The sequence below is a fragment of the Croceitalea sp. P059 genome (genome assembly GCF_031846365.1).
Taxonomy (GTDB): domain Bacteria; phylum Bacteroidota; class Bacteroidia; order Flavobacteriales; family Flavobacteriaceae; genus Croceitalea; species Croceitalea vernalis.
This window is the reverse complement of record NZ_JAVRHW010000002.1, coordinates 617309-640463: the sequence shown is the minus strand read 5'-3', so window position 1 is coordinate 640463 and position 23155 is coordinate 617309. Positions and strand designations below refer to the sequence as shown.

The window sequence follows — 23155 nt, the reverse complement described above, 5'->3', positions numbered from 1 at the left end:
GTTAGAATTTAAAATTATAGGTTAAAGATGGGACTACTCCAAAAATGGAAGTCCTAATCGCTTCGTTTCTACCTGTGTCTTGATTTTGTCTAAAATTAATTGAAGCCGCATTCATTCTATTATATACGTTGTATATGCTAAATATCCACTCTGATTGAAAATTTCGATTCTTGTTTTTCTTAGGTTGAAAAGTTGCTGCAATATCTAATCTGTGATAATTAGGTAAACGAGTTTGATTACGAAGACCGAAGAAGGGTACAACTAAACCTTGAAATTCAAACTGACCTACAGGATAATTAGTAGGTTGCCCGGTTTGAAAAATAAAATTAGAATTGAAACTCCATCTATCATTTAGCTCATAATTACCGTAAAGTGCTATATCATGTGTTTTGTCATATGGAGTATTGTACCATTCCCCAAAATTAATACCAGATTCTAAGTTAGATCTTCCGTTATCAACAACGGGATCACGACCTGGTGTTCGTTGTTCTGATTTGGACAAGGTGTAGGCCAGCCAACCTTGAAAGCGTCCTTCATTTTTACGAAGTAAAAACTCTAGTCCATAAGCCCTAGCTTCTCCATTCAAAATAACCTGTTCAATAGCATCATTTGCAATCAAATCTGCGCCATCGATATAATCAATTCTATTTTGGATATCCTTATAAAAACCTTCCATTTCTAAAGAATATTCTCCGTCGTTTATATTTCTAAAATAACCAAGGGCATACTGATCTAATAATTGAGGCTCTATAAAAGGACCACTTGGTGCCCAAACATCAAGAGGAGTAGGGGAACTCGTATTAGAAAGTAAATGCAGATATTGTGCTAATCTGGTATAACTAGCCTTAATAGAATTTTTATCATTAATGGTATAAGCCATGGAAACTCTTGGCTCTAAATTGGTGAATGTAGAAAGGTTGGTTCCTCTTCCAGGGTTAATAGTATCAATAGGGGTTGCCTCACGATAAATAAGTTGAAAAGGGTCAAAAAGTACTGGTTGATTGTTTTCATATACAAAAAGCTCATCTTGCCCCAATCTGTTAAACATACTAGCTCTTAAACCGTAATTAACACTCAAGTTATCAGTAATTTTTTGCTCCACGTCAATATAGGCTGCAGCTTCATTGGCATACTTTTTTGTTAACTGATCTTCAATAATTCCTGAATCGTCTCTATTTGGTTTGATTTTACCAGGGTTGAAGACGTAATAAATATTATTTAATCCATAATTAATTTGTAATCCGTCATTTATATAGTGTTTTAAATCATACTTGAAGTTGAAGTTTTGAATACCTGAATCCCATTCAAAGCCAACAAAGTCAAGTTCAAGGCCATAGAAATAATCAGAATAAATCAGAGAAAGATTAGAAAAAAGCTTATCTGAAAAGAGATGATTCCACCTGAAATTTCCAACAGCATTTCCATAAACATTTACAAAACTATCATTGATACTAAATAAATCTCTACCAAAATATCCGGATAGAAAAATACTGTTATTATCATTTATCTTATGGCTTATCTTAGTATTCACATCATAGAAGTAAGCCTTATTATTAACATCGAAAAGTGGCAAAAACAAATGGGCGTATGAAGCTCTTCCACCTGCTAAAAAAGCTGTTTTGTCTTTAGTTATAGGCCCTTCAATCAGTAATCTACTAGCCACCGCACCGATACCACCAGTAACCTTTGTTTCTTTGCTATTACCTTCACGTTGAAAAATTTCTAAAACCGATGAAACTCTTCCGCCATATCTTGCAGGAATACCCCCTTTAAAAAGTTTGATATCCTTTATAGCATCAGGATTGAATACTGAGAAAAATCCAAAAAGGTGAGACGAATTGAAAATGATAGCTTCATCTAATAAAATTAAATTTTGATCTGCTGCTCCACCGCGTACGTTGAAACCCGAGGAAGCTTCACCAGCACTTGTGACACCTGGCAGTAAAAGCAATGATTTAATGACGTCGGCTTCTCCAAGAACAACAGGAATTTTTTTGATGGTTTGCACTTTTAAAGCATTCACACTCATTTGGGGTTTACGAATGTCAACCCTTTCAATATCTTCTGTAAGAATAATTTCATCAAGGGCTTCAGCTTCTTCAATCATTTTGAAGTTGAATTTTTTATCTGCGTTCAAAACTAATGTTTGTTTGATATCACCATAACCCAAATAAGAAACCACCAATTCATATTCCCCTTGGGGTAAGGTTAAAGAGTAAAAACCATATTCATTAGTTGTTGTACCAGTTCTTAACTCAGTAATAGCGATGGTAACGCCAATCATAGTTTCGTTACTAGCTGCCTCGCTTATTGTACCACTTATAGTATAACGTTGTTGTGAATAAATAGAACTTGAAAAAAGGAGAAGCACAATAAGAAGTGCGTTAAAATTATTTGGCATGTTTTGGCTTTCTGATTATGATGAATTATACTTTGGAAGTTACAAACTTTAATATTATTAAAAAACCTTTATTCTACAGTTAAAACCGCAATATCAAACTCACTAATGGAGAAGTAACCAAAGGCTATATTTTCTGGGTCAGAGACATTCATAATATTTCCTCGCACTGTTGCGGGTACAGTTGAGAAGGGGCCTCCACCACCATCACCAGATTGTGATAAAGTTTGATCAACATAGTCAGCAAATTCTTTATCAATACCTAGCAAGGTAACGGAGATTAAATCACCAGGATCAACATTTTCATAATAATATGAGAAATTCAAATTACTATCTTGATAAAATTCATCATCTGTAACTAAATAGTTATCAAAACCAAAGGAAAACAAATAGTAATTCCTTTCGTTCACGATGTCTGAAAAATTTACCTTGACTTCAGTTTCAATTTGCTCATCAAATAAAAAACCATCTCCTTGTTCTACACTGATAAGTGTTCCTGTTCTTACAAGTTCTTCTGTGGCAATGTATATTTCATCATTATAAACAATCCTTAAATTGTATGATTTGTTGAATTCTAAATTTGGAAATCCATCAATAAAAATACCAGGTTCCTGCTCGACTAATTCAAATATTTCACCAGAAGTGTTATCAATGATTTGGACGGAGGCGTTTTCTGGAACAGGAACTTGTTCCGCCAAAAAGGGTGCTGTTAAGGTAAGCTTAACTTGACCTATCGTAATTGGGTCATCATTATTTTCATTATAACCTATTAGCGCGTCAACAACCAACCTCGAATCGGAAGTAGGTAATTCAACGTCTATGGCTTCTTCGCATGCTAAAGCGACTGGAAGGATAATAAGAAATAAATAATATTTTTTCAAGTTCAGTTTTCGTTCAAACTCAAAAATATATAATGGTCAACTTGTCATGGTCACCATTAACAATTATTTAATCTAAACTTATAATTAAAGCTGATTAAGAATCATGTTCAATGTTTTACTAGGTCGCATTGCAGCTCCGGCTTTTTCAGAATCAGGTAAATAATAACCACCAATATCAATAGTTTTTCCTTGAGCCTCAATTAACTCTTTTACGATTTGTTTTTCTTTATCTGTAAAAGCTTTAGCGACAGGTTCAAAAATCGTTTTTAATTCAGAATTTTCGTTTTGAGCAGCCAATTCCTGCGCCCAATACATTGCTAAATAAAAATGACTACCTCTGGTATCTAATTCGTTAACTTTTCTAGAAGGAGACTTGTTATTATCTAAGAACTTCTCAGTGGCATTATCTAAAGCTTCACCTAGAACTTTGGCTTTAGAATTTTGATTTTTATTACCAAAGTGTTCTAAAGAAACTCCTAAAGCTAAGAATTCACCTAGAGAATCCCATCTTAGGTGTCCTTCTTCTATAAATTGTTCCACGTGCTTAGGTGCAGAACCACCAGCACCAGTTTCAAATAAACCACCGCCATTCATTAAAGGTACAATAGATAACATTTTAGCACTTGTACCCACTTCAAGAATTGGAAATAAGTCAGTAAGATAATCTCTCAAAACATTCCCTGAGACAGAAATGGTGTCTTTCCCTTCTTTAATTCTTTCTAAGGTAAAATGTGTAGCCTTTAAAGGAGATAGAATATGTATTTCTAATCCGGATGTGTCATGATTTGGAAGATATTCTTTAACTTTTTTAATTAACTCGGCATCATGGGCACGATTTTCATCTAGCCAAAAAACTGCTGGTACACGGGTAGCACGAGCTCTAGAAACGGCTAGCTTAACCCAATCTTGAATTGGAGCATCTTTTACTTGACACATTCTCCATATATCTCCCTTTTCAACCTGATGTTCTAAAACAATTTCTCCAGAACCATCTATGACCTGAACTACACCATTTTCTTTTATTTCAAAGGTTTTATCATGTGATCCATATTCTTCTGCTTTCTGGGCCATAAGACCTACATTCGGTACAGTGCCCATAGTGGTAGGATCAAAAGCGCCATGCTTTTTGCAAAAATCAATTGTTGCTTGGTATATACTAGCATAACTGCTATCTGGGATAACCGCCTTTGTGTCTTGAAGTTTTCCTTCAAAATCCCACATTTTACCTGAATTTCTAATCATTGCAGGCATTGAAGCATCTATAATAATATCACTAGGAACATGAAGGTTTGTAATACCCTTATCAGAATTGACCATAGCCAAAGCTGGTCCATTATCTATCGTGCTTTTAATATCAGATTTTACTTGCTCCTCACTGGCATGTCCACTAAGCTTATCGAGTAAACTCTCTAATCCGTTGTTTGAATTAATACTTAATTCTTCAAAAACGTTTTTGTTTTTCGTAAAGACGTCTTTGAAATATGTTTCTACGACATGTCCAAATATGATGGGGTCAGATACCTTCATCATAGTTGCCTTCAAATGTATGGAGAGTAATAGATTTTTACTTTTAGCGTCTTTAATTTCTTCATTAAGAAAATCGACCAAGGCATTTTTACTCATTACGGTGGCATCAATAATTTCGCCTTTTTGTAAATGAATACCTTCTTTTAGTGTTGTTTGACCATTTGAAGATTTGAAAATAATTTTTACGGTCGTTGCTTGATTAGTGGTTAAAGACCTTTCATTAGAACGAAAATCACCAGATGACATTGTAGCGACATGTGTATTCGAATCAGAAGACCATTCACCCATTCTATGTGGGTTCTTTTTGGCATAATTTTTAACGGCTTTTGGAGCTCTTCTGTCCGAGTTTCCTTCTCTGAGCACAGGATTTACGGCACTACCTTTAATTTTATCGTATCTGGCTTTTATATCTTTTTCTGAATCATTCTGAGGATTGGCAGGATAACTAGGTATGGCATAACCTTTAGCTTGAAGTTCTTCTATTGCCTCGGTAAGTTGTGGTACAGAAGCACTAATGTTTGGCAGCTTGATGATGTTAGCTTCAGAATCTTTAGCAATAGCTCCTAATTCTTGCAAATCATTTGGTATTTGTTGCTCTTCTTTTAAAAAATCTGGAAAAATCGCTATGATACGACCTGCTAAGGAGATGTCCTTCGTTTCAATGGTTATATCTGCTGTTTTAGTAAATGCTTTAACAATAGGAAGAAAAGATTGGGTTGCCAAAGCCGGAGCTTCATCGGTCTTGGTGTATCGTATTTTTGCCATTAAGGTGTAATTTTTAGCGGTGCAAATATACGATTTAAGCTAGTTCTTTAAACAGAAAATTTTGATTAAAAGGCAAGTTACAATGATAAAAGCCATATCATCGTACAAGTACATTGATATGGCTTTTTAGAAATATTGCATAAACTTTAAACCTGCATTGCTGCACGGTTTCGGCCTTGGGCCACATTTATCGCAAAATTTCAACGTTTAGGTAGATTCATGTTTTTAACTTTTCAATCAAACAACTTGAATAAACTTTGTTATTATTCATTATATATTGTCAAAATAAAAAATAGCTCTTTTATTCGCACACAATGTATATTTCAAAATAATAGTGTTAAACACTATTATCATTGAATTCACTTTTTTATTAGTAGTGCTACTATCTTAAAGTAATTTGAATAATAATTTAAAGAACGTAAACTTTAAAAGAGGAAAGTAAATAGTTACCCATTTCCATTTCTTCTGTTATAAATTTAAAAATAATATTGAATATTGGTTAGTTTGTAACTAATTTGTAATCAACAACTTATGAACCCTAGTTATTAACATTTGTTCATAAAAAAAGCACCCAAAGAAATTAGGTGCTTTTTAAAAATTATTTTTGTTTGTTTAAGAACGTACTTCTTTGATACGCGCTTTTTTACCAGTCAAGCCTCTGAAGTAGAAGATTCTTGATCTACGAACTTTACCTTGCTTATTAATTTCAATTTTCTGTAATGCTGGCATATTGATAGGAAAAATACGCTCAACACCTACAGTACCCGACATTTTTCTAATTGTAAAAGTTTCAGTTGCTCCAGTACCACGTCTTTGTATAACTACTCCTTTAAAGAACTGTGTACGTGTTTTTTCACCTTCTTTAATTTCGTAATAAACTGTTACTGTATCCCCAGAAGAAAATTGAGGAAAATCTTTTTTTGATACGAATTCGTCTTCTACAAATTTTATTAAAGAGTCCATTTTAATTTTATTTATGGATTTCTTAAAACCAACATTCACGTATATCGTCAGAGGTTAACTTTAATGGAGTGCAAAATTAAAACCTTTTTTAAAACTAGCAAGTATGTTCGATTGTTTTTTTCGAATCAACTCATTTTAATAAGTCTGGCCTTCTTTCCTCAGTTCTTTTCAATGCTTCTTCTTCTCGCCATTGTTCAATTTTTGGAAAATTTCCACTTAATAGAACATCAGGTACTTTCATTCCTTTATATTCTGACGGACGCGTATAGACTGGTGGTGCTAATAGGTTGTCTTGAAAAGTGTCCGTTAGTGCTGAAGTTTCATCATTTAGAACTCCAGGTAATAATCTAATTATGGAATCACAAAGCACAGCTGCGGCTAGTTCTCCTCCGGACAGCACATAATCACCAATCGAAATTTCTTTAGTTATAAACTTATCTCTAACACGCTGATCAACCCCTTTATAATGTCCACAAAGGATAATAATATTCTTTTTAAGTGATAAATGGTTAGACATTCCTTGGTTGAGTGTTGTTCCATCTGGTGTCATATAAATAACCTCATCATAATCGCGATGCTTCATAAGTTCGCTTATACATTTATCAATAGGTTCAATCATTAATACCATGCCTGCACCTCCTCCAAATTGGTAATCGTCAACCTGGTTATAATTTCCGAGAGCAAAATCTCTTAAATTATGCAGATGTACCTCGACCAATCCCTTTTCTATAGCTCGCTTTAAAATAGAAGCTTCAAAAGGGCTTTTAAGTAATTCGGGTAAAACTGTAATAATATCTATGCGCATATATGCTGACTTTTACAGAACAAAAGTAGTTGATTATTCACTCTTTGGACACTTCCAGAAATAATGTAAAAAGTCTTCATCTTTTACCCAACCAAGTTTTTCGTAAAGATGCTGAGCAGGGTTTTCTTTAGCTGTTTCTAAAGCTAAACCTTTATACTTTAGTAAAGAACAATGTTTTTTGGCTTCTTCAAGTAATTTTTCGCCTATACCTATTCCCCTAAATTTTGGACTGACAAATAAGTCATTAAGAATATAAAATGACTCCAAAGAAACGGATGAAAATGTTGGAAACAACTGAACAAAACCTATAGCACTTTGAGCTTTATATGCGATAAATACGATAGACTCTTTATTTTCTAGTCTTTTAGTCAGAAAGGTTTCAGCTTTCTTTTTGTTTGATAATTGCTGGTAAAATATTCTATAAGCATCAAAAAGCGGAACTAAATCCTTAAGATTTTTGTGGTCAGCTTTAACTACTTGTATCATATTCTTTTATGTACTCTTCTTGTTCTTGTTGATTTCGTCTTGAAGTTTCCGACTGATTTTTTGCTCTCTTTCTAATGCTCTTCTTCGATGATCTTCAAATTCACCTTCAACATCTGAAAGCGCCAATTTTGCCTGTTGAGTTAGCGTGTTGCTATTTTTAAATTTGTAAATAAACAACACAAGAAAAATGAGTAAGCCAAAAATTATACACCAAACAATCAGTTTATAAGTGCCTTTAGAAACCATGACCCCAAAAAAAGACATGCTATCTTTTTCTGCTGTAAGTTCTATCAATTTTTTAGAAGTGTCATCTAATCTGGTATTCAATGAATTAAGATTGGTCTCATTTTCGGAAATTGTAGCTTGGAGCTCACCAATATTAGTGTTGGCAACTCGAATAGTATCTAATATATTTCTTTGAAAAGCTTCCAACTCAAGCAATCGTACTACTTCATATCTTTTTCCACCTTGTCGATAATTAGTAGACTTTCTAATTAATGTCTCAAACTGACCTTTAACAGTATTATCATTAGTAGTGGTCTGTTCTTCTTGTGCATTTATAGTAATTACACAAAACACCGTACAAATGAATACCAATAAAAACTTTTTCATAGGTTCTATTCTTAAATATTTTATTTCGATTTAGAGGATAACGAATTTACACCAATAAAGAGAATCACCAAAAATTTACTTCCTCTTGAAGGCCTAGTAATAAGTATATCTTCTAACTTTTGCAATATACTTAGCTAATCTAATAACTTGATGTGAATAACCGTATTCATTATCATACCATATATATAGTACAATATTTTTACCATCTGCAGCTACAATAGTAGCTCTGCTATCGTATATAGATGGAGCTGTTGTACCTACAATATCCGAAGAAACTAATTCATTACTTAATGAATATTTGATTTGTTCTACCAAATCGCCTTCAAGAGCATATTTCTTTAAAATAGTATTAATGGCTTCAACTGAAGTTTTGTTTTCAATTTCAAGATTAAGAATAGCTAAAGATCCATTGGGCACCGGTACCCTAATTGCATTTGATGTCAATTTACCCTCCAAAGCAGGAAGGGCCTTAGAAACGGCTTTACCGGCACCTGTTTCGGTTATGACCATATTCAGTGCTGCTGATCTTCCACGACGATATTTACTATGCATATTATCAACCAAGTTTTGATCATTGGTATAGGCATGAATTGTTTCTAAATGCCCTTTTATTATACCAAGAGAGTCATCTATAACTTTGAGTATTGGGGTAATGGCATTTGTCGTACATGATGCTGCAGAAAATAGCTTTGTTTTATCGGGGTGATACTCCGTATGATTAACTCCATGAACAATATTCGGAACTTCTTTACCTGGCGCAGTCAATAAAACTTTACTGGCTCCTTTAGACTTTAAATGACGAGATAGCGCTTTTTTATCTCTAAATACGCCCGTATTATCAATGACTAGGGCATTAAAAATACCGTAAGCAGTATAATCAATATCTTCCGGATTATTTGCATTTATTAGATGCACTGTGGTGCCATTAATCAGCAGTGCTTTCTTATTTAAATCAGCATCTACAGTTCCACTAAATTGACCATGTACGGAATCCGTTCGTAAAAGCGCGGCTCTCTTTTCTAAAACTTCTTCTGTGATTTCACCTCTGGTAACAATGGCACGTAATCGGAGTTGATTTCCCTTACCAGTTCTAGCCATGAGTTCTCTTGCAACCAAACGTCCAATTCTTCCAAAGCCATATAAGACAACATCTTTTGGTTTTATCTCTTTTGATGAACTAGCTCCTTTAAGTTTGTCAACCACGAAAGCCTTTACATTAAGGTGTTGAGTATCTTGTGAATGAAATTCATATGTTAATTTTCCGATATCAAGTTTTGCTGGCGGAAGGTGAATGTCGTTTATAGCTCTCAACAATTCAACTGAATCAAAAATTGAAATTGGTTTTTGAACGAACTCGCCGGCGTATTGGTGTAAATTTATAATTTCACTAACATTTTTATCAATTATTTGGTTTTTGAATAGTACCACTTCAATGGCCTTATCATACCAAAGATCACTAATGATTTTTATAAATTCAGTCGTTGCTTTTCTTCTATCTGCCTGAAATGCCAGTTCTTTTTCGTAAGATTTAATGTCGCTCATGATTGGTTTTAAAATGGTTGTTTTAAAAGATGTGCAAAAGTACTTATTTCAAACGTTTTCGTAAACCATTTGTTTATAAAAAAAAGCGCCTCAATTAAGAGGCGTTTTTATGATTATTTTACTGAAAAATTAGTCGTTCTCGTTCTCCATCTTTACTTAATAATGTCATACTCGTTCGACCATATCTTGAAATTTTGCTGAAGCTCGATTTTGCATCTTCAATATTGTCAATTTCATTGTCATCAACTTTTACTATTACTTTATCTCGCAAACCATAATCAGCGTAACGTTCAGGAACATTTGTGATTTTCACTCCATTCTTTGTGTTGTATATTTTTTCATCTTTTTTGGAAAGTTCTTTCACGGTTAATCCCATTATAGGTAATTGCACTGAAAGCTGTTTTTTTAAGGTAACCTCTTTGGTTATTCTTTTGCCACCTCTTTCAATAGCCACTTCAACTTGATCTCCTGGTCTTTTGGCAGAAAGGTAACCAGTTAATTCTGAGAACTTACTGACTTTCACGTTGTCTACTTGTTTGATAATATCTCCTTCTTCAAGCCCTGCTGCATCAGCGCCAGATTCTTCTTCAACTCCAGCAACATAGACCCCTTCAATTTCATTAAGTCCTTCTTCCTGTGCGAACCGCGAGTTTAAATTAACGGCAGATATTCCTAATATTCCTTTTTGTACTCTGCCAAACTCCAAAAGATCACTAACTACTTTATTAGCTATGTTACTAGGTACTGCAAAAGAATAACCCACGTAAGAACCCGTTTGCGAAGTTATTGCGGTGTTGATACCTATTAATTCTCCATTAGTGTTCACAAGTGCACCACCTGAATTTCCTGGATTTACGGCAGCATCTGTTTGTATAAAGGATTGATTCGTTCTATTCGAAATTGATCTAGCTTTCGCACTAACGATTCCTGCTGTAACTGTGGATGTAAGATTAAATGGATTACCAACTGCTAAAACCCATTCACCGATACGTGTGCCGTCAGAATCTCCAAATGCTAAATATGGTAAGGGCTCTTCTACATTAATTTTCAATAAAGCAATATCCGAATTGGCATCAGCACCAATTATTTCGGCTTCATAAGTTCTGTTGTTATTTAAGGCAACTTCTAAGCGTTGCGATTTATCTATCACATGGTTATTTGTAACTATGTATCCATCCGCAGAAATAATCACTCCTGAACCGCTTCCAATTTGTGGTTGCTGATTACTTTCAAAACCATAAAAGAAACCTGAGATGGGGTTGCTTTTACTCGTGGTCATGTTTTTAACGTGTACTACCGCATTGACTGTTTTTTCGGCGGCAATGGTAAAATCAATATCATTGAGTGCGGCAGCCTTGGCAAAATTAATATTAGAATTAGTTTTCAGAAAAGGTGTTTCTTCTTTACTAGAATACGTTATCGTATTGTTTTCAAAAAATAATTTGTAAGACCCTAAGGTTATTACACCTGCAAACAGGGCAACTAAAAATAGACTTGCAGTTTTTTTCATTTTTATATGATTTATCATTTTAAAAAGAGCATAAATGATTGCCAAAGAGGTTGGCACTTTTTTATACTTTAAATTCTACATTGAGTTCAATAGTCTAAAATTAGTTCAATTTCCTAATTGATTTTAACAGTTTAACGCCTTTTTAACTGCAAAAAAAAACTTAAAGAATACATTATATTTGTCTGATGAAGGCTAAGTTAGAACTCAACTTTTATAAGTATCAAGGCACTGGTAATGATTTCATACTTTTTGATAATCGCAGTAATTTTTTTCCCAAAGAAGATACTTCATTGGTGGCTTTTTTATGTGATAGAAGATTTGGTATTGGAGCTGATGGTCTGATTTTACTAGAAAATCACGAATCTTCAGATTTCAAAATGGTTTATTATAATTCTGATGGTAATCAGAGTACAATGTGTGGTAATGGTGGACGATGTATTGTTGCTTTTGCAAAAAACTTAAATATAATTGATTCGGAAACAAATTTTATGGCGGTTGACGGTATTCATCACGCTAGTATTGAAGGTACTATAGTTAAGTTACAAATGATTGATGTTTCCGACATTCAATCTAGAGAAAAATACTCCTTTTTAAATACAGGTTCTCCTCATCATGTTCAATTGGTATCTGATTTAGATAATTTAGAGGTACAACTAGAAGGTGCAAAAATCAGATATGGAATTTATGGCAAAGAAGGAAGCAATGTTAATTTTGTTAGCCAACTAAATGATGATACTTTTAGCATAAGAACTTACGAGAGGGGTGTTGAAGGAGAAACGCTTTCGTGCGGCACTGGAGTGACAGCTGTGGCTTTAGCCATGTTTCAAAACCAAAAGACGAAAAGCAATCAAATTAAAGTTGTTACAAAGGGTGGAGAATTAAGAGTCAATTTTAGCTCAAAAGGTAGTGTTTATAACAATGTTCAATTGATTGGCGATGCGAGTTTAGTATTTAAAGGGTCCATTTCATGTTAAAATTAAGTGGTAAACAAATTTATTTGCGAGCTCTAGAGCCTACTGATCTAGATTTTTTATATCATTTAGAGAATGATACTGACAATTGGGAACTAAGTGGTACACAGACACCATACTCCAAGGCGGTTCTTGAATTTTATTTAGATAATTCTCATCGTGATATTTACGAAGTGAAACAATTACGATTATGTATTTGCAATGCATCAGAGGAAGTAATAGGCTTAATCGATTTGTTTGATTTTGACCCTAAGAATCGAAAAGCTGGGCTAGGATTGATAATAAAAAATCAAGATGATAGAAACAAGGGATTTGGAGCCGAGGCAATTTCTGTTTTTTGTGAATATGCTTTTTCCATACTAAACTTGCATCAAGTGTACGCCAATATTTTAGAAAGTAATACCAACAGTATTAAAGTTTTTGAGAAACTTGGATTTACTGCTGTTGGACTTAAAAAAGATTGGGTATTTTCAAATGGAAGTTTTAAAAACGAAATTTTATACCAAAAATTTAAATCTTGAAAAACCTTAAAAAAGTACTTTGGGCTACCGCCATATTGGGCCTAGTTATTTGCGGATTCTTTGTCTACAACATATATAACGCCATATTTTCTCCTAATACAACTTTTGCTAATGAAGAGGCTTATCTGTTTATTTCTTCCGATGCGACTATTGATGACGTCAGTGCACAGTTAAGTCCATTATTGGATGATGTATCTTCCTTTAAAGCTGTTGCAAAGCGGAAAGGGTATTCAAATAATATAAAAGCTGGTAAATACATTCTTTCAAAAGGAATGAATAATAACGATATAATTAATACACTACGAAGTCAAAACCAACCTGTAAAAGTTTCTTTTAACAATCAAGAAAACTTAAAATCGCTGGCTGGGAGAATTTCATCTCAAATTGAAGCCGATAGTCTAAGCCTCCTGAAGATTTTAAATGATGATGTTTTTCTTAAAGAAAATGGTTTTAATGACGATACCAAATTGAGCATGTATTTACCCAATACCTATGAATTTTTCTGGAATACAAATGCAGAAGAATTCAGAGCTCGAATGAAGAAGGAGTATGATAAATTTTGGAATGAAGAAAGACTATCCAAGGCTCAAGCTTTAAATTTATCACCAGCAGAAATCACTTCTTTAGCAGCCATAGTGCAAAAGGAAACTGCGAAGATTGACGAAAGACCGCGAGTTGCGGGGTTATATTTGAATAGGATAAGAAAAGGAATGTATCTGCAGGCTGACCCAACGGTAATTTTTGCGATAAAGAAGGAAACGGGTAATTATGATACCATAATTAAAAGAGTATTGTATAAAGACTTAGAAATTGATTCTCCATACAACACCTATAAAAATATTGGTGTTCCTCCAGGTCCAATTACAATGCCTGATATTTCTTCAATTGAAGGTGTTTTGAACGCGGAAAAACATGATTATCTATATATGGTTTCCAATATTTCAAACTTCGGATATCATATGTTCGCAAAGAGTCTAACGCAACATAACCGAAATAAAGCACAGTACATCAGGTGGTTAAACGAGCAGAATATTAGCAGATAATGCTACTTCATCGTGTTTTTATGACGGTTTAACGTTATTTACCACTAGTTTAAGAAATTCTTAGCAGTTTTATGCCTCGCTTATAAAAATCCCCCACTATATTTGCCCGCTTAAATTAAAGTTCTCCCCGAACTATAAATTTATGAGTTATGAAAAGATGGATTGGATTTTTAGGTCATCTCGCAATAATAATAATTTTCACCAGCTTTGGAACATATTCGTTCAAAAGTAAAAGTGTTGTTGAAGTACCTTTTCAATTAAAGGTAACTAGCACATATTTATCTAATGTTCCTTCTTTGATTGATTTTCAAAATCAAGAAGACCAGGGTAGCCCGATACTTTTAGGTAAGTCATATGTAGGATTTAAAGAAGCTTTGGCTTTTAAAGAATCTCAAGGTAAATATGAAATTGTAAACTCATTAGGTTATTTAGGTAAGTATCAATTTGGTTCATCAACTTTAAAACTGATGGGGGTTTCAAATGCTGTTTATTTTTTAAATGATCCTGTTTTACAAGAAAGAATATTTGAATTGAATGTGGCTCGTAATAAATGGATTTTAAGACGAGACATCAAACGTTTTGTTGGTAAAAGAATAAATGGAGTTATTATTTCAGAATCAGGAATGGTCGCCGCTGCTCATTTAGCAGGTGCAGGAAATGTAAAAAAGTATCTTAGATCCTATGGACAAAATGATTTTTCTGATGCTTATGGAAGTAACATAGCACATTACATGAAGAAATTTGCCAATTATAATATTTCTAAGATTAAAGCACAGCATAACCCAAAGGTTTAGGCATACTTTTAAAATATAAAAGAACCAGATGTATGTCTGGTTTTTTTATGCCTGAAAAATAAAGATCGTAGGTTTTTTATGCAAACTGATTGTCACATGTTTCCATTCTGAAACCGTCTTCGTTTGAATAAACTCGGTGGGTAAAGTAATATCAGAGGCTATACTTAATAAGGTATTTGATTGTAAGGTTTTTTTTAACTCTTCAAATAATTTATCGTTTCTATAAGGTGTTTCAATAAATATCTGAGATTGCTGAAAATCTCTTGAATGTCGTTCTAATTTCTTTAAAGCAGCTTTTTTTTCTGAACCATCAATAGGTAAATAACCATTGAAAGCAAAATTTTGTCCATTCATACCACTGGCCATCATTGCTAGCAAAATTGATGAAGGGCCTACCATTGGTACAACTTGAATATTTTTCTGGTGTGCTATTCGAACAACTTCGGCACCAGGGTCCGCTATCCCGGGGCAACCAGCTTCGGATAATAAACCAACACTAAATCCTTCTAAACACGGATTAAGAAAAGAGGGTATTTCAGATGGGTCGGTAAATTTATTAAGCTGTTCAAAATGTAAATCTGGTTGAGATTTTCTTGCATGTATTTTTTTGATGAAACGTCTTGCGGTTTTTTCATTTTCAGCGATGTAATAGTCAATATTGTCAATAGCACCTTTAATAGAAATGGGTAATACTTCTAAAGGGGCATTGTCACCCAATGTAGTAGGTATTAAATAAAGTTTTCCTTTAGCCTTCATTATTTTCTAGTTTTCTTGCCATTACTTCACATGCTTCATTAATCATATGATAAATATTTTCAAATCCATCTAAACCACCATAATATGGGTCTGGCACTTCTTGTAGAGCTGAAGAAGTATCATGTAACAATAAGTCAACTTTTTTTATATCATTTTCAGTTCTAATTTGGTCCAAAATATCCGCATAGTTGCTTTTATCCATCACATATATTAAATCAAATGCATCAAAGTCTGATGGAATAAATTTTCGGCATTTTTGTTGGCTAATGTCTATACCATATTCTTGAGCAATTGCTATAGATCTTTTATCTGGATGTTTACCAATATGGTATCCCGCAGTACCAGCAGAATCCACAATTACTTTATTGTCATTCACTTTTGACCGCAAAATACCTTCAGCTAATGGTGACCTACAAATGTTACCAAGGCACACCATTAAAACTCGAATCATGGAATAAAACTATTAGGTGAATTTTTTATTGAGATCCTCAATATATTTTCTAAACTGTTTGTCAGTTTCGGCAAGGTTATCGACTGTTTTACATGCGTGTAGAACCGTAGCATGGTCTCTTTTGCCAATTTGTGAACCAATACTGGCTAATGAGGCTTTTGTGAATTTTTTAGCAAAAAACATTGCTAATTGTCTTGCCTGTACAATATGACGTTTTCTAGTCTTCGATTGTAAAGTGGCCACATCCATTTCAAAATAGTCAGATACTACTTTTTGAATATAATCTATAGAGACTTCACGTTTGGTGTTTTTAACAAATTTCTCAACGACTTGTTGCGCTAATTCCAAAGTAACTTCGCGCTTATTAAAGGATGATTGAGCAATCAATGATATTATCGCACCTTCTAATTCTCTAATATTTGACTTGATATTTTTTGCGACATGTTCAATTATTTCATCAGGCATCTCAACACCATCGCGATATAATTTATTTTTCAATATGGAAACTCTAGTCTCATAATCAGGGACTTGAAGCTCTGCTGAAAGACCCCATTTGAATCTAGATAGTAAACGTTGTTCAATATCTTGCATGTCAACGGGTGCCTTATCTGACGTTAAGATAACCTGTTTTCCATTTTGATGTAAATGGTTGAAGATGTGAAAGAATACATCTTGTGTACCTGATTTTCCGGATAAAAATTGAACATCATCAATTATAAGAACATCAATTAATTGATAGAAATGAATAAAATCATTTCTAGTATTCTTTTTAACAGATTCTATATATTGTTGCGTAAACTTTTCTGCAGAAATATAAAGAACCGTACGTTCGGGGTATTTATCTTTTATTTCAACACCAATAGCATGAGCTAAATGTGTTTTTCCTAGACCTACACCTCCAAAAACCAACAAAGGGTTAAAAGAAGTGCCACCGGGTTTATTTGCAACGGCCATACCTGCAGACCTAGCAAGCCTATTGGAGTCTCCTTCAAGGAAATTCTCAAAATTATAGTTAGGATTTAGCTGAGATTCAATTTTAATATTACGTATTCCAGGAATTACAAAAGGATTTTTTAATTCTGGATTTTTAGAAGTAATAGGTACATCAAGTTCTTGAGGAGCCATGGTTGATCTATTACTACTTGGAATTTTTTCAGTAAATGGCTCATTATTGCCATATTTGTTTTCCATCTTAATGATGTAAACCAATTTAGCATTGGCACCTAGTTCTTTTCTAAGCGCAACTTTTAAAAGCTTAACATAATGTTCTTCTAACCATTCGTAGAAAAACTTGCTCGGTACCTGAATACTTAAAGCATTATCTTGAAGACGAACAGGTTTGATGGGAAGGAACCATGTCTTGAATGCCTGCGGTTGGATATTATCTTCGATAAAAGCCAAACAATTGTTCCATACGGAAGTAGCAGTAACACTCATAAAAATTATTCCTTGTTTCTTGGTTAGTAATTAAGCTTCATTCTTATTAACAAAAAGTGGGGGTTTACCTTCCATCATAAGAGCGACAAATATGTGAACAAAAAATCTAAAAAAAAAAGATTAATTGGTTGAATTTATTCTTTTTTTTTCTCATGTTCCGGTCGCGAAAACAAAGCCTATAAATATATACTTTTTAGTTAAATAATATGACTTCTCACAAAATTTCTTTTCGGATTAGATATGGTGAAACCGACCAAATGGGTGTGGTGTACCACGGTAATTATGCCCAGTACCTTGAGATGGGTAGGGTGGAGTGGCTTAGGTCTCTGGGAGTTAGCTATAAAAGTATGGAAAATGAAGGAATTATATTACCCGTAATTCACTTACAAGTCACGTACAAAAAACCTGCAATTTATGATGACTTGATTACTGTAGAAACAACATTATTGAATTCCCCTTTAGTTAAAATTGAATTTAATTATAACATCTACAATCAAAGCGAAGAATTACTCGCAACGGCAAATACTGTTTTAGCCTTTATAGACAAAAAGACAAATAGACCGATTAAATGTCCAGAATACATTTTAGAGAAATTAACCTTCTAATTTTTTAAAACTTATTTCATGAAGTTCTTGAAAAATTTTAAATATTTTTTCCTCTAAGCTTTTTCTCGCAATAATTATTATGGAACAAGAAAGTTCCATTTTTTGCTGTTTGATAATTAAGTCTAATTGTTTTATCAAACGCATAACCTTATCTAAATTCTTGTATTCAAATTTTATTTCGAATTCAACCGAAATAAATTTTTCAATAATTGTTGATTCTTCTAAGGTTAGCTGTGCAGTAGCTTTGTAAGCTTGTATTAATCCGCCAACACCCAACTTAGTGCCTCCGAATACTCTTGGTACAGCAACTAGAACATTGGTTAGTTCAAATGCTTTGATTTGACCATAGATGGGCATTCCTGCCGAATTGTTAGGTTCTCCATCGTCGTTTGCTCTATAACTAATTTCCGAAACACCAAGTTGCCAAGCATAACAAATATGACCTGCAGTCTGATATTTTTTTCTTAATTTTTCTATGATGAGCTTTACATCTTCTTCAGCACTAATTGGAAAAGAGCGTCCGAAGAATTTACTCTTGCGGTCTTTATAAAGAATCTCTTTTGAGGGTATAGCTATAGTCTTGTATATATCTTCTATCATAATTTATTAGAAAAATGCTACCAAAACTATACTAACCACAGCTAATAAAATTCCTATCCAATTCTTAAAACTTAGTTGTTCTTTAAAAAGCAGTATTCCAAGTAAAGTGGAGAACATAACAATGGCCACATTGTTAATTGTGAAAATAGATGCACTGTTTAAACTTTCGTTCTGTAAGGCTCGTAATAAAAAAAAGATAGAAAAGTAATTTGGCACACCTAGAGTTATGCCGCCAATTATGTTATTAAAATTTATTTTTAAAGGTGTCTTTATTGATTTTAAAAAAATAAAAACAAACCCTGTGCAAGCCGCTGCTGCAAATACTGTAGCCGAAAAAATTGGGAATTCCACTGAATTCAATTTTGTTTCTCTAAAATAATTAATACTTGCATCAATTATTCCAGAACCTAAAAAAACTAATATTGGTAGAATGAAAACTTCTTTGGAAAACTTAATTGATTTAGTTTTTAAAGAAGCGAAATAGACTGCGGCTAAAGCTAAAAGTATACCTATTGTCTTAAGTATGGACAATTGTTCATGATATGCAACAACGCCCACTAGAACAGGTATAACTAGGGACATTTTAGTAGCAACCGATGCTACAGCAACGCCAACCGCTTGGGCCGTTTTTGCCATAATATTAAAAATCAAAATAAAAAGAACCCCCAATAGTATAGTGCCCCAGAACCATGATTTTGTTGGAATTTCAGAAAATGAAATCGGTTCTTGATAAAATAGTAGGCCCGTAATACAGGCAACAATATAGTTCGTTATTATTGCGAACAGTGTTTGAATTTTATAAGTATCAAACAATTTGAAAATTACAAAAATTAACGAGGAACAAAGAATGCTAAGTAGCAAGTCTAGCATTAAAGATGATTTTTTAATTCAATAAAATCTTCTTTACCAACTTGTAAATTCCAAACTTGAATTCCTAAGCTTGCCGCTGAATCAGTATTTTCTTTGGTGTCATCAACAAAAAGGGTTTCATTGGCATTAAGGTTATTTTCTTTTAATACAAATTCGAAAATTTCCGCGTCAGGTTTTCGCATACCCATTTCATAAGACAAATAAAATACTTCAAAAGAATTCTTAAACCGATTAAATTTTTCTAAACCAATATTTGATTTTACATGCTCTATATGTATATCATTGGTATTACTTAGAAGGAATAGACGGTAATTATTTTCTTGTGCTAACTTTTCTAAAAATTCTAAACGATAATCTGGAAAATCAAGCAAAATAGCATTCCAAGCATCAATTAAGTTTTGTTTTGTTGCCGATGAAAACAGTGTACCAGTTTTATCTAGAAAATAATTTGAGCTAAACAAGCCTTTTTCATAGTCATTAAATAACTTCTCTAATTGTGGCGTTGTGTTCTTGAATCCATAATTAGACATAGCTTTAGGGGTTGCCGTTTTATCTAAATTGATAAAAATATCGCCAAAGTCAAGGATAAGGTTTTTAATCATTTTTTATAACGGTTAGCGTGTCGTTTATAATTTTTTTAGATGATGTTAATTCACCAATAATTTTTGGAGCTTTGAGTCCAGTTTCAAATACCTTTGTTCCTTTAAATATTCTAGTTTCGTCCCAAATATTTTCATCAATAAAACTTTGAAGCGTTTTTTTGCCGCCTTCTACAATCAAACTAGTAATATGATGCTTATAAAGAATGGAACACAGTTGGCTTATCGTGTTTTCACCAAAATCAATAGCTTCATAAATAATTTTAGTTTGTTTTTTTGCTTTTGCCTTGTGATGATGCACAACAATTGTTTTTATTGACTTATCAAAAATATTATGTTCAGAGTTTAATACAAGATTTGCATCAATAATAACTCTTGTTGGTGAATTACCTTGCCAATCTCTTACGTTGAGTTTGGGGTTATCTTCTTTAACAGTATTTGTGCCTACTAAAATGGCTTGTTCTTCACTACGCCATTGATGAACTAGCTGTCTAGAATGTATGTTTGTAATCCAATAGGGTTCTGGATTATTTTTTCTCTTAAGGACTTCAGGCGCGATAAACCCATCGGAACTTTCCGCCCATTTTAAAATGATGTAGGGCCGTTTTCTTTCTTGAAATGTCAAAAATCTTTTGTGATGTTCTCTACATTCATTTTCGAGCACACCAATCTTCACTTCACAGCCCGCGGAACGGAGTTTAGCTATGCCTTTACCCGCCACCTTCTTATGCGGGTCTTGTAGACCAATAACCACTTTAGGAATAGTATTTGAAACAATTAAATCTGAACAAGGTGGAGTAAGACCAAAATGTGAACAGGGTTCTAAAGTAACATACAAAGTAGCAGATTTCAACAAGGACTTATCTGATACTGAATTAATAGCATTAACTTCTGCATGCGGCCCACCATAAGGGCTCGTATAGCCCTCTCCAATAATTTCATTATTATGAACCAAAACAGCGCCGACCATAGGGTTCGGGGCAGTTGAGCCTAAACCATTTTTCGCGAGTTGAATACAACGTAAAAGGTATTTTTCATCTATATTCACCTTGTAAAAATAATATAATAAATCGGCAAGATGACAGGGCCTACTATCCGTAAAATAGAAGCTAAAGATAATCAACAGGTTGCTAAATTAATTCGCAATGTTTTTGAAGAGTTAGAAATTACTAAAGTAGGTACAGCTTATGAAGATGAAGAATTGGATTGCTTGTATGAAGCATACCAGAATATGTCAAAAGCGGAATTCTATGTTATCGTACAAAATAATAAGATAATAGGATGTGGTGGTTTTGCTCCACTCGCAAACCAAGGAAAGAATATTTGTGAATTACAAAAAATGTATTTTTTGCCGGAATTGAGAGGACAAGGATTCGGACAAAAATTAATAACTATTTGCTTAAATAAAGCTAGGGGTTTTAAATACGATAGCTGTTACTTAGAAACTATGCCGTACATGAAAACAGCTCAAAAATTATATCAAAAAAATGGTTTTAGCTATTTGGAAGAAGCCATGGGATGCACTGGACATAGTTCGTGCCCTGTTTATATGATAAAAAACTTTTAGTCAATGCAATTGTCCGAAATCAAATTGATTTATCATAAAGAGCTTTCTGAACTTTATCCAAAAGAAGAGATTGATAGTTTCTTTTTTCGTTCAATAGAGTTTTACTTGAAACTAGAACGATTTATTTTGGTAATGCAGCCTAATTATACCTTAAGTAAGTCAGAAGAACGACCCTTGTTTGAGACGCTAACAAGATTAGTTAAAGAAGAGCCTTTACAGTACATTTTTAAAGAAGCTACTTTTATGGACTTAAGCTTTGAAGTTAATGAACATACCTTAATTCCTAGGCCTGAAACAGAAGAGCTCGTTCAATGGATTATTGATGATTGTTCAATGAAGTTTAATCAAGATGTTAAGGTTTTAGATATTGGCACTGGGAGTGGCTGTATAGCCATTGCATTGGCAGCTAATTTAAAGAAACTTAATATTCATGCTATAGATATTTCGCAAAAAGCATTGTCAATTGCGATTAAGAATTCCGATAGAAACAAAGTAAATATTAGTTTTGAAAAAGCAGATATTTTAGACCGAAATTTATCCATGAATATGCAATTTGATATTATAGTTTCAAATCCTCCTTATGTGCGAGAATCTGAAAAGGATGACATGCTTAATAATGTAAAAAATTATGAACCTAATACTGCTCTTTTCGTGCCAGACAATGACCCCGTTCTTTTTTATAAGGCTATTGCCTATTTCTCTAAAAAACACTTGAAAAATGGGGGTAATCTTTATCTTGAGATTAATCAATATTTAGGTAAAGAAACGCAACAGATTTTTGAACAAGAAAATTTTGAAAACATTAGTCTAAAAAAAGATATTTTTGGGAACAATCGAATGCTAAAGTGTAGTAAAAATATATAAATGAAGCGAATTGTAGTCTTTTGTGGTAGTAGTGTTGGTGTTAGCCCAAGCTATGCTAATGAAGCCCATATACTAGGCAAAACATTGGCACAAGAAAAAATTGGTCTGGTATATGGAGGTGCTAAAATTGGTGTCATGGGTGCAATCGCCAATGCAGTGTTGCAATTTAATGGAGAGGTCATCGGAGTGATACCTGAATTTTTAAAAAAGAAAGAAGTTTATCACCCTAAATTGAATGAGTTAATTATCACGAAAGATATGCATCAACGCAAAATGAAAATGCATGAATTATCAGATGGGATTCTTATGCTACCAGGAGGTTATGGTACTCTTGAAGAATTTTTTGAGATGCTGACTTGGGGGCAATTAGGTTTACATCGCTATCCAATAGGTATTTTGAACACAAATGGTTTTTATAATTCTCTTTTGAATATGCTAGGCCATATGGTTGAAGAGGGTTTTGTGAAGCAAATAAATTTTGATATGTTGCTCGTTGATGATAGTGTTGAGGGTGTTTTAAATAAAATGTCTCTTTACGAGCCAGTGCCTGTTCCAAAATGGATAACGAAAGACCAAACTTAATTAGCG

24 protein-coding genes are annotated in these 23155 nt (G+C 33.5%); 8 read left to right on the top strand and 16 right to left on the bottom strand.

The window, feature by feature from the left end:
* Position 1: 1 nt before the first annotated feature.
* From RM542_RS09175 to RM542_RS09135, 9 genes are all read right to left on the bottom strand, one after another.
* The gene (locus RM542_RS09175; protein WP_311385446.1) at positions 2-2401 is read right to left on the bottom strand and encodes a TonB-dependent receptor; all 2400 of its coding nucleotides are present in this window, start codon (positions 2399-2401) and stop codon (positions 2-4) included.
* Between the two features lie 68 nt (positions 2402-2469).
* Positions 2470-3279, bottom strand: coding sequence for a DUF4249 family protein (locus RM542_RS09170; RefSeq protein WP_311385445.1), 810 nt, complete (start codon positions 3277-3279; stop codon positions 2470-2472).
* Between the two features lie 84 nt (positions 3280-3363).
* Entirely contained in the window at positions 3364-5571 is a 2208-nt protein-coding gene (locus RM542_RS09165) for an NADP-dependent isocitrate dehydrogenase (RefSeq protein ID WP_311385444.1), read from the bottom strand.
* A gap of 612 nt (positions 5572-6183) precedes the next feature.
* Complete coding sequence (gene rplS, locus RM542_RS09160) at positions 6184-6534, bottom strand: 50S ribosomal protein L19 (RefSeq protein ID WP_311385443.1); 351 nt, start codon at positions 6532-6534, stop codon at positions 6184-6186.
* 130 nt (positions 6535-6664) lie between these two features.
* Positions 6665-7339, bottom strand: a complete 675-nt coding sequence (trmD, locus tag RM542_RS09155) for a tRNA (guanosine(37)-N1)-methyltransferase TrmD (protein ID WP_311385442.1) — start codon at positions 7337-7339, stop codon at positions 6665-6667.
* Positions 7340-7372: 33 nt separating this feature from the next.
* On the bottom strand, positions 7373-7825 hold the full coding sequence (locus RM542_RS09150; protein WP_311385441.1) for a GNAT family N-acetyltransferase: 453 nt from the start codon (positions 7823-7825) through the stop codon (positions 7373-7375).
* A gap of 6 nt (positions 7826-7831) precedes the next feature.
* On the bottom strand, positions 7832-8437 hold the full coding sequence (locus RM542_RS09145) for a tRNA (guanine-N1)-methyltransferase (protein WP_311385440.1): 606 nt from the start codon (positions 8435-8437) through the stop codon (positions 7832-7834).
* 93 nt (positions 8438-8530) lie between these two features.
* Positions 8531-9979, bottom strand: a complete 1449-nt coding sequence (locus tag RM542_RS09140; protein ID WP_311385439.1) for a glyceraldehyde-3-phosphate dehydrogenase — start codon at positions 9977-9979, stop codon at positions 8531-8533.
* A 118-nt stretch (positions 9980-10097) separates the two neighbouring features.
* Positions 10098-11489 carry a trypsin-like peptidase domain-containing protein gene (locus tag RM542_RS09135; protein WP_311385438.1) on the bottom strand — a complete coding sequence of 464 codons (1392 nt, stop codon included), beginning with the start codon at positions 11487-11489 and terminating at the stop codon, positions 10098-10100.
* A 185-nt stretch (positions 11490-11674) separates the two neighbouring features.
* On the opposite strand from RM542_RS09135, the gene dapF reads away from it, so the two are divergent.
* The 4 genes from dapF to RM542_RS09115 all read left to right on the top strand — a co-directional run bounded on the left by dapF (position 11675) and on the right by RM542_RS09115 (position 14818).
* A complete protein-coding gene (gene dapF, locus RM542_RS09130; protein ID WP_311385437.1) occupies positions 11675-12463 on the top strand; it encodes a diaminopimelate epimerase in 789 nt (262 codons plus the stop codon).
* A complete protein-coding gene (locus RM542_RS09125; RefSeq protein ID WP_311385436.1) occupies positions 12457-12981 on the top strand; it encodes a GNAT family protein in 525 nt (174 codons plus the stop codon). Before dapF ends, RM542_RS09125 begins: the two co-directional genes overlap by 7 nt.
* Positions 12978-14024 (top strand): endolytic transglycosylase MltG, encoded by a 1047-nt coding sequence (gene mltG / locus RM542_RS09120; RefSeq protein ID WP_311385435.1) that lies wholly within the window; start codon positions 12978-12980, stop codon positions 14022-14024. The genes RM542_RS09125 and mltG overlap by 4 nt, the downstream gene beginning before the upstream one ends.
* 149 nt (positions 14025-14173) lie before the next feature.
* Positions 14174-14818: a hypothetical protein gene (locus RM542_RS09115; RefSeq protein ID WP_311385434.1), complete on the top strand. Its 645-nt coding sequence runs from the start codon at positions 14174-14176 to the stop codon at positions 14816-14818.
* A 45-nt stretch (positions 14819-14863) separates the two neighbouring features.
* On the opposite strand, the gene RM542_RS09110 is transcribed toward RM542_RS09115, so the two are convergent.
* The 3 genes from RM542_RS09110 to dnaA are packed head-to-tail and all read right to left on the bottom strand — an operon-like array spanning position 14864 to position 17462.
* Positions 14864-15574 carry an SAM-dependent methyltransferase gene (locus RM542_RS09110; protein WP_311385433.1) on the bottom strand — a complete coding sequence of 237 codons (711 nt, stop codon included), beginning with the start codon at positions 15572-15574 and terminating at the stop codon, positions 14864-14866.
* Positions 15564-16025, bottom strand: a complete 462-nt coding sequence (locus RM542_RS09105) for a low molecular weight protein-tyrosine-phosphatase (RefSeq protein WP_311385432.1) — start codon at positions 16023-16025, stop codon at positions 15564-15566. The genes RM542_RS09110 and RM542_RS09105 overlap by 11 nt, the downstream gene beginning before the upstream one ends.
* A gap of 12 nt (positions 16026-16037) precedes the next feature.
* Positions 16038-17462, bottom strand: a complete 1425-nt coding sequence (gene dnaA / locus RM542_RS09100) for a chromosomal replication initiator protein DnaA (protein ID WP_311385431.1) — start codon at positions 17460-17462, stop codon at positions 16038-16040.
* 206 nt (positions 17463-17668) lie between these two features.
* Between dnaA and RM542_RS09095 the strand changes: the two genes are divergently transcribed.
* Complete coding sequence (locus RM542_RS09095) at positions 17669-18067, top strand: thioesterase family protein (protein ID WP_311385430.1); 399 nt, start codon at positions 17669-17671, stop codon at positions 18065-18067.
* On the opposite strand, the gene RM542_RS09090 is transcribed toward RM542_RS09095, so the two are convergent.
* The 4 genes from RM542_RS09090 to ribD are packed head-to-tail and all read right to left on the bottom strand — an operon-like array spanning position 18056 to position 21184.
* Positions 18056-18667: a YigZ family protein gene (locus tag RM542_RS09090; protein WP_311385429.1), complete on the bottom strand. Its 612-nt coding sequence runs from the start codon at positions 18665-18667 to the stop codon at positions 18056-18058. The two genes, RM542_RS09095 and RM542_RS09090, sit on opposite strands and share 12 nt — an antisense overlap.
* 6 nt (positions 18668-18673) lie before the next feature.
* Positions 18674-19537 carry a DMT family transporter gene (locus RM542_RS09085; RefSeq protein WP_311385428.1) on the bottom strand — a complete coding sequence of 288 codons (864 nt, stop codon included), beginning with the start codon at positions 19535-19537 and terminating at the stop codon, positions 18674-18676.
* Positions 19537-20139, bottom strand: a complete 603-nt coding sequence (locus RM542_RS09080) for an HAD-IA family hydrolase (RefSeq protein WP_311385427.1) — start codon at positions 20137-20139, stop codon at positions 19537-19539. The genes RM542_RS09085 and RM542_RS09080 overlap by 1 nt, the downstream gene beginning before the upstream one ends.
* Positions 20132-21184 (bottom strand): bifunctional diaminohydroxyphosphoribosylaminopyrimidine deaminase/5-amino-6-(5-phosphoribosylamino)uracil reductase RibD, encoded by a 1053-nt coding sequence (gene ribD, locus RM542_RS09075; protein WP_311385426.1) that lies wholly within the window; start codon positions 21182-21184, stop codon positions 20132-20134. Before ribD ends, RM542_RS09080 begins: the two co-directional genes overlap by 8 nt.
* Positions 21185-21214: 30 nt before the next feature.
* Between ribD and RM542_RS09070 the strand changes: the two genes are divergently transcribed.
* The 3 genes from RM542_RS09070 to RM542_RS09060 are packed head-to-tail and all read left to right on the top strand — an operon-like array spanning position 21215 to position 23149.
* The gene (locus RM542_RS09070) at positions 21215-21703 is read left to right on the top strand and encodes a GNAT family N-acetyltransferase (RefSeq protein ID WP_311385425.1); all 489 of its coding nucleotides are present in this window, start codon (positions 21215-21217) and stop codon (positions 21701-21703) included.
* A 3-nt stretch (positions 21704-21706) separates the two neighbouring features.
* The gene (gene prmC, locus RM542_RS09065; RefSeq protein ID WP_311385424.1) at positions 21707-22567 is read left to right on the top strand and encodes a peptide chain release factor N(5)-glutamine methyltransferase; all 861 of its coding nucleotides are present in this window, start codon (positions 21707-21709) and stop codon (positions 22565-22567) included.
* Positions 22568-23149 (top strand): TIGR00730 family Rossman fold protein, encoded by a 582-nt coding sequence (locus RM542_RS09060; RefSeq protein WP_311385423.1) that lies wholly within the window; start codon positions 22568-22570, stop codon positions 23147-23149.
* Positions 23150-23155: the final 6 nt, after the last annotated feature.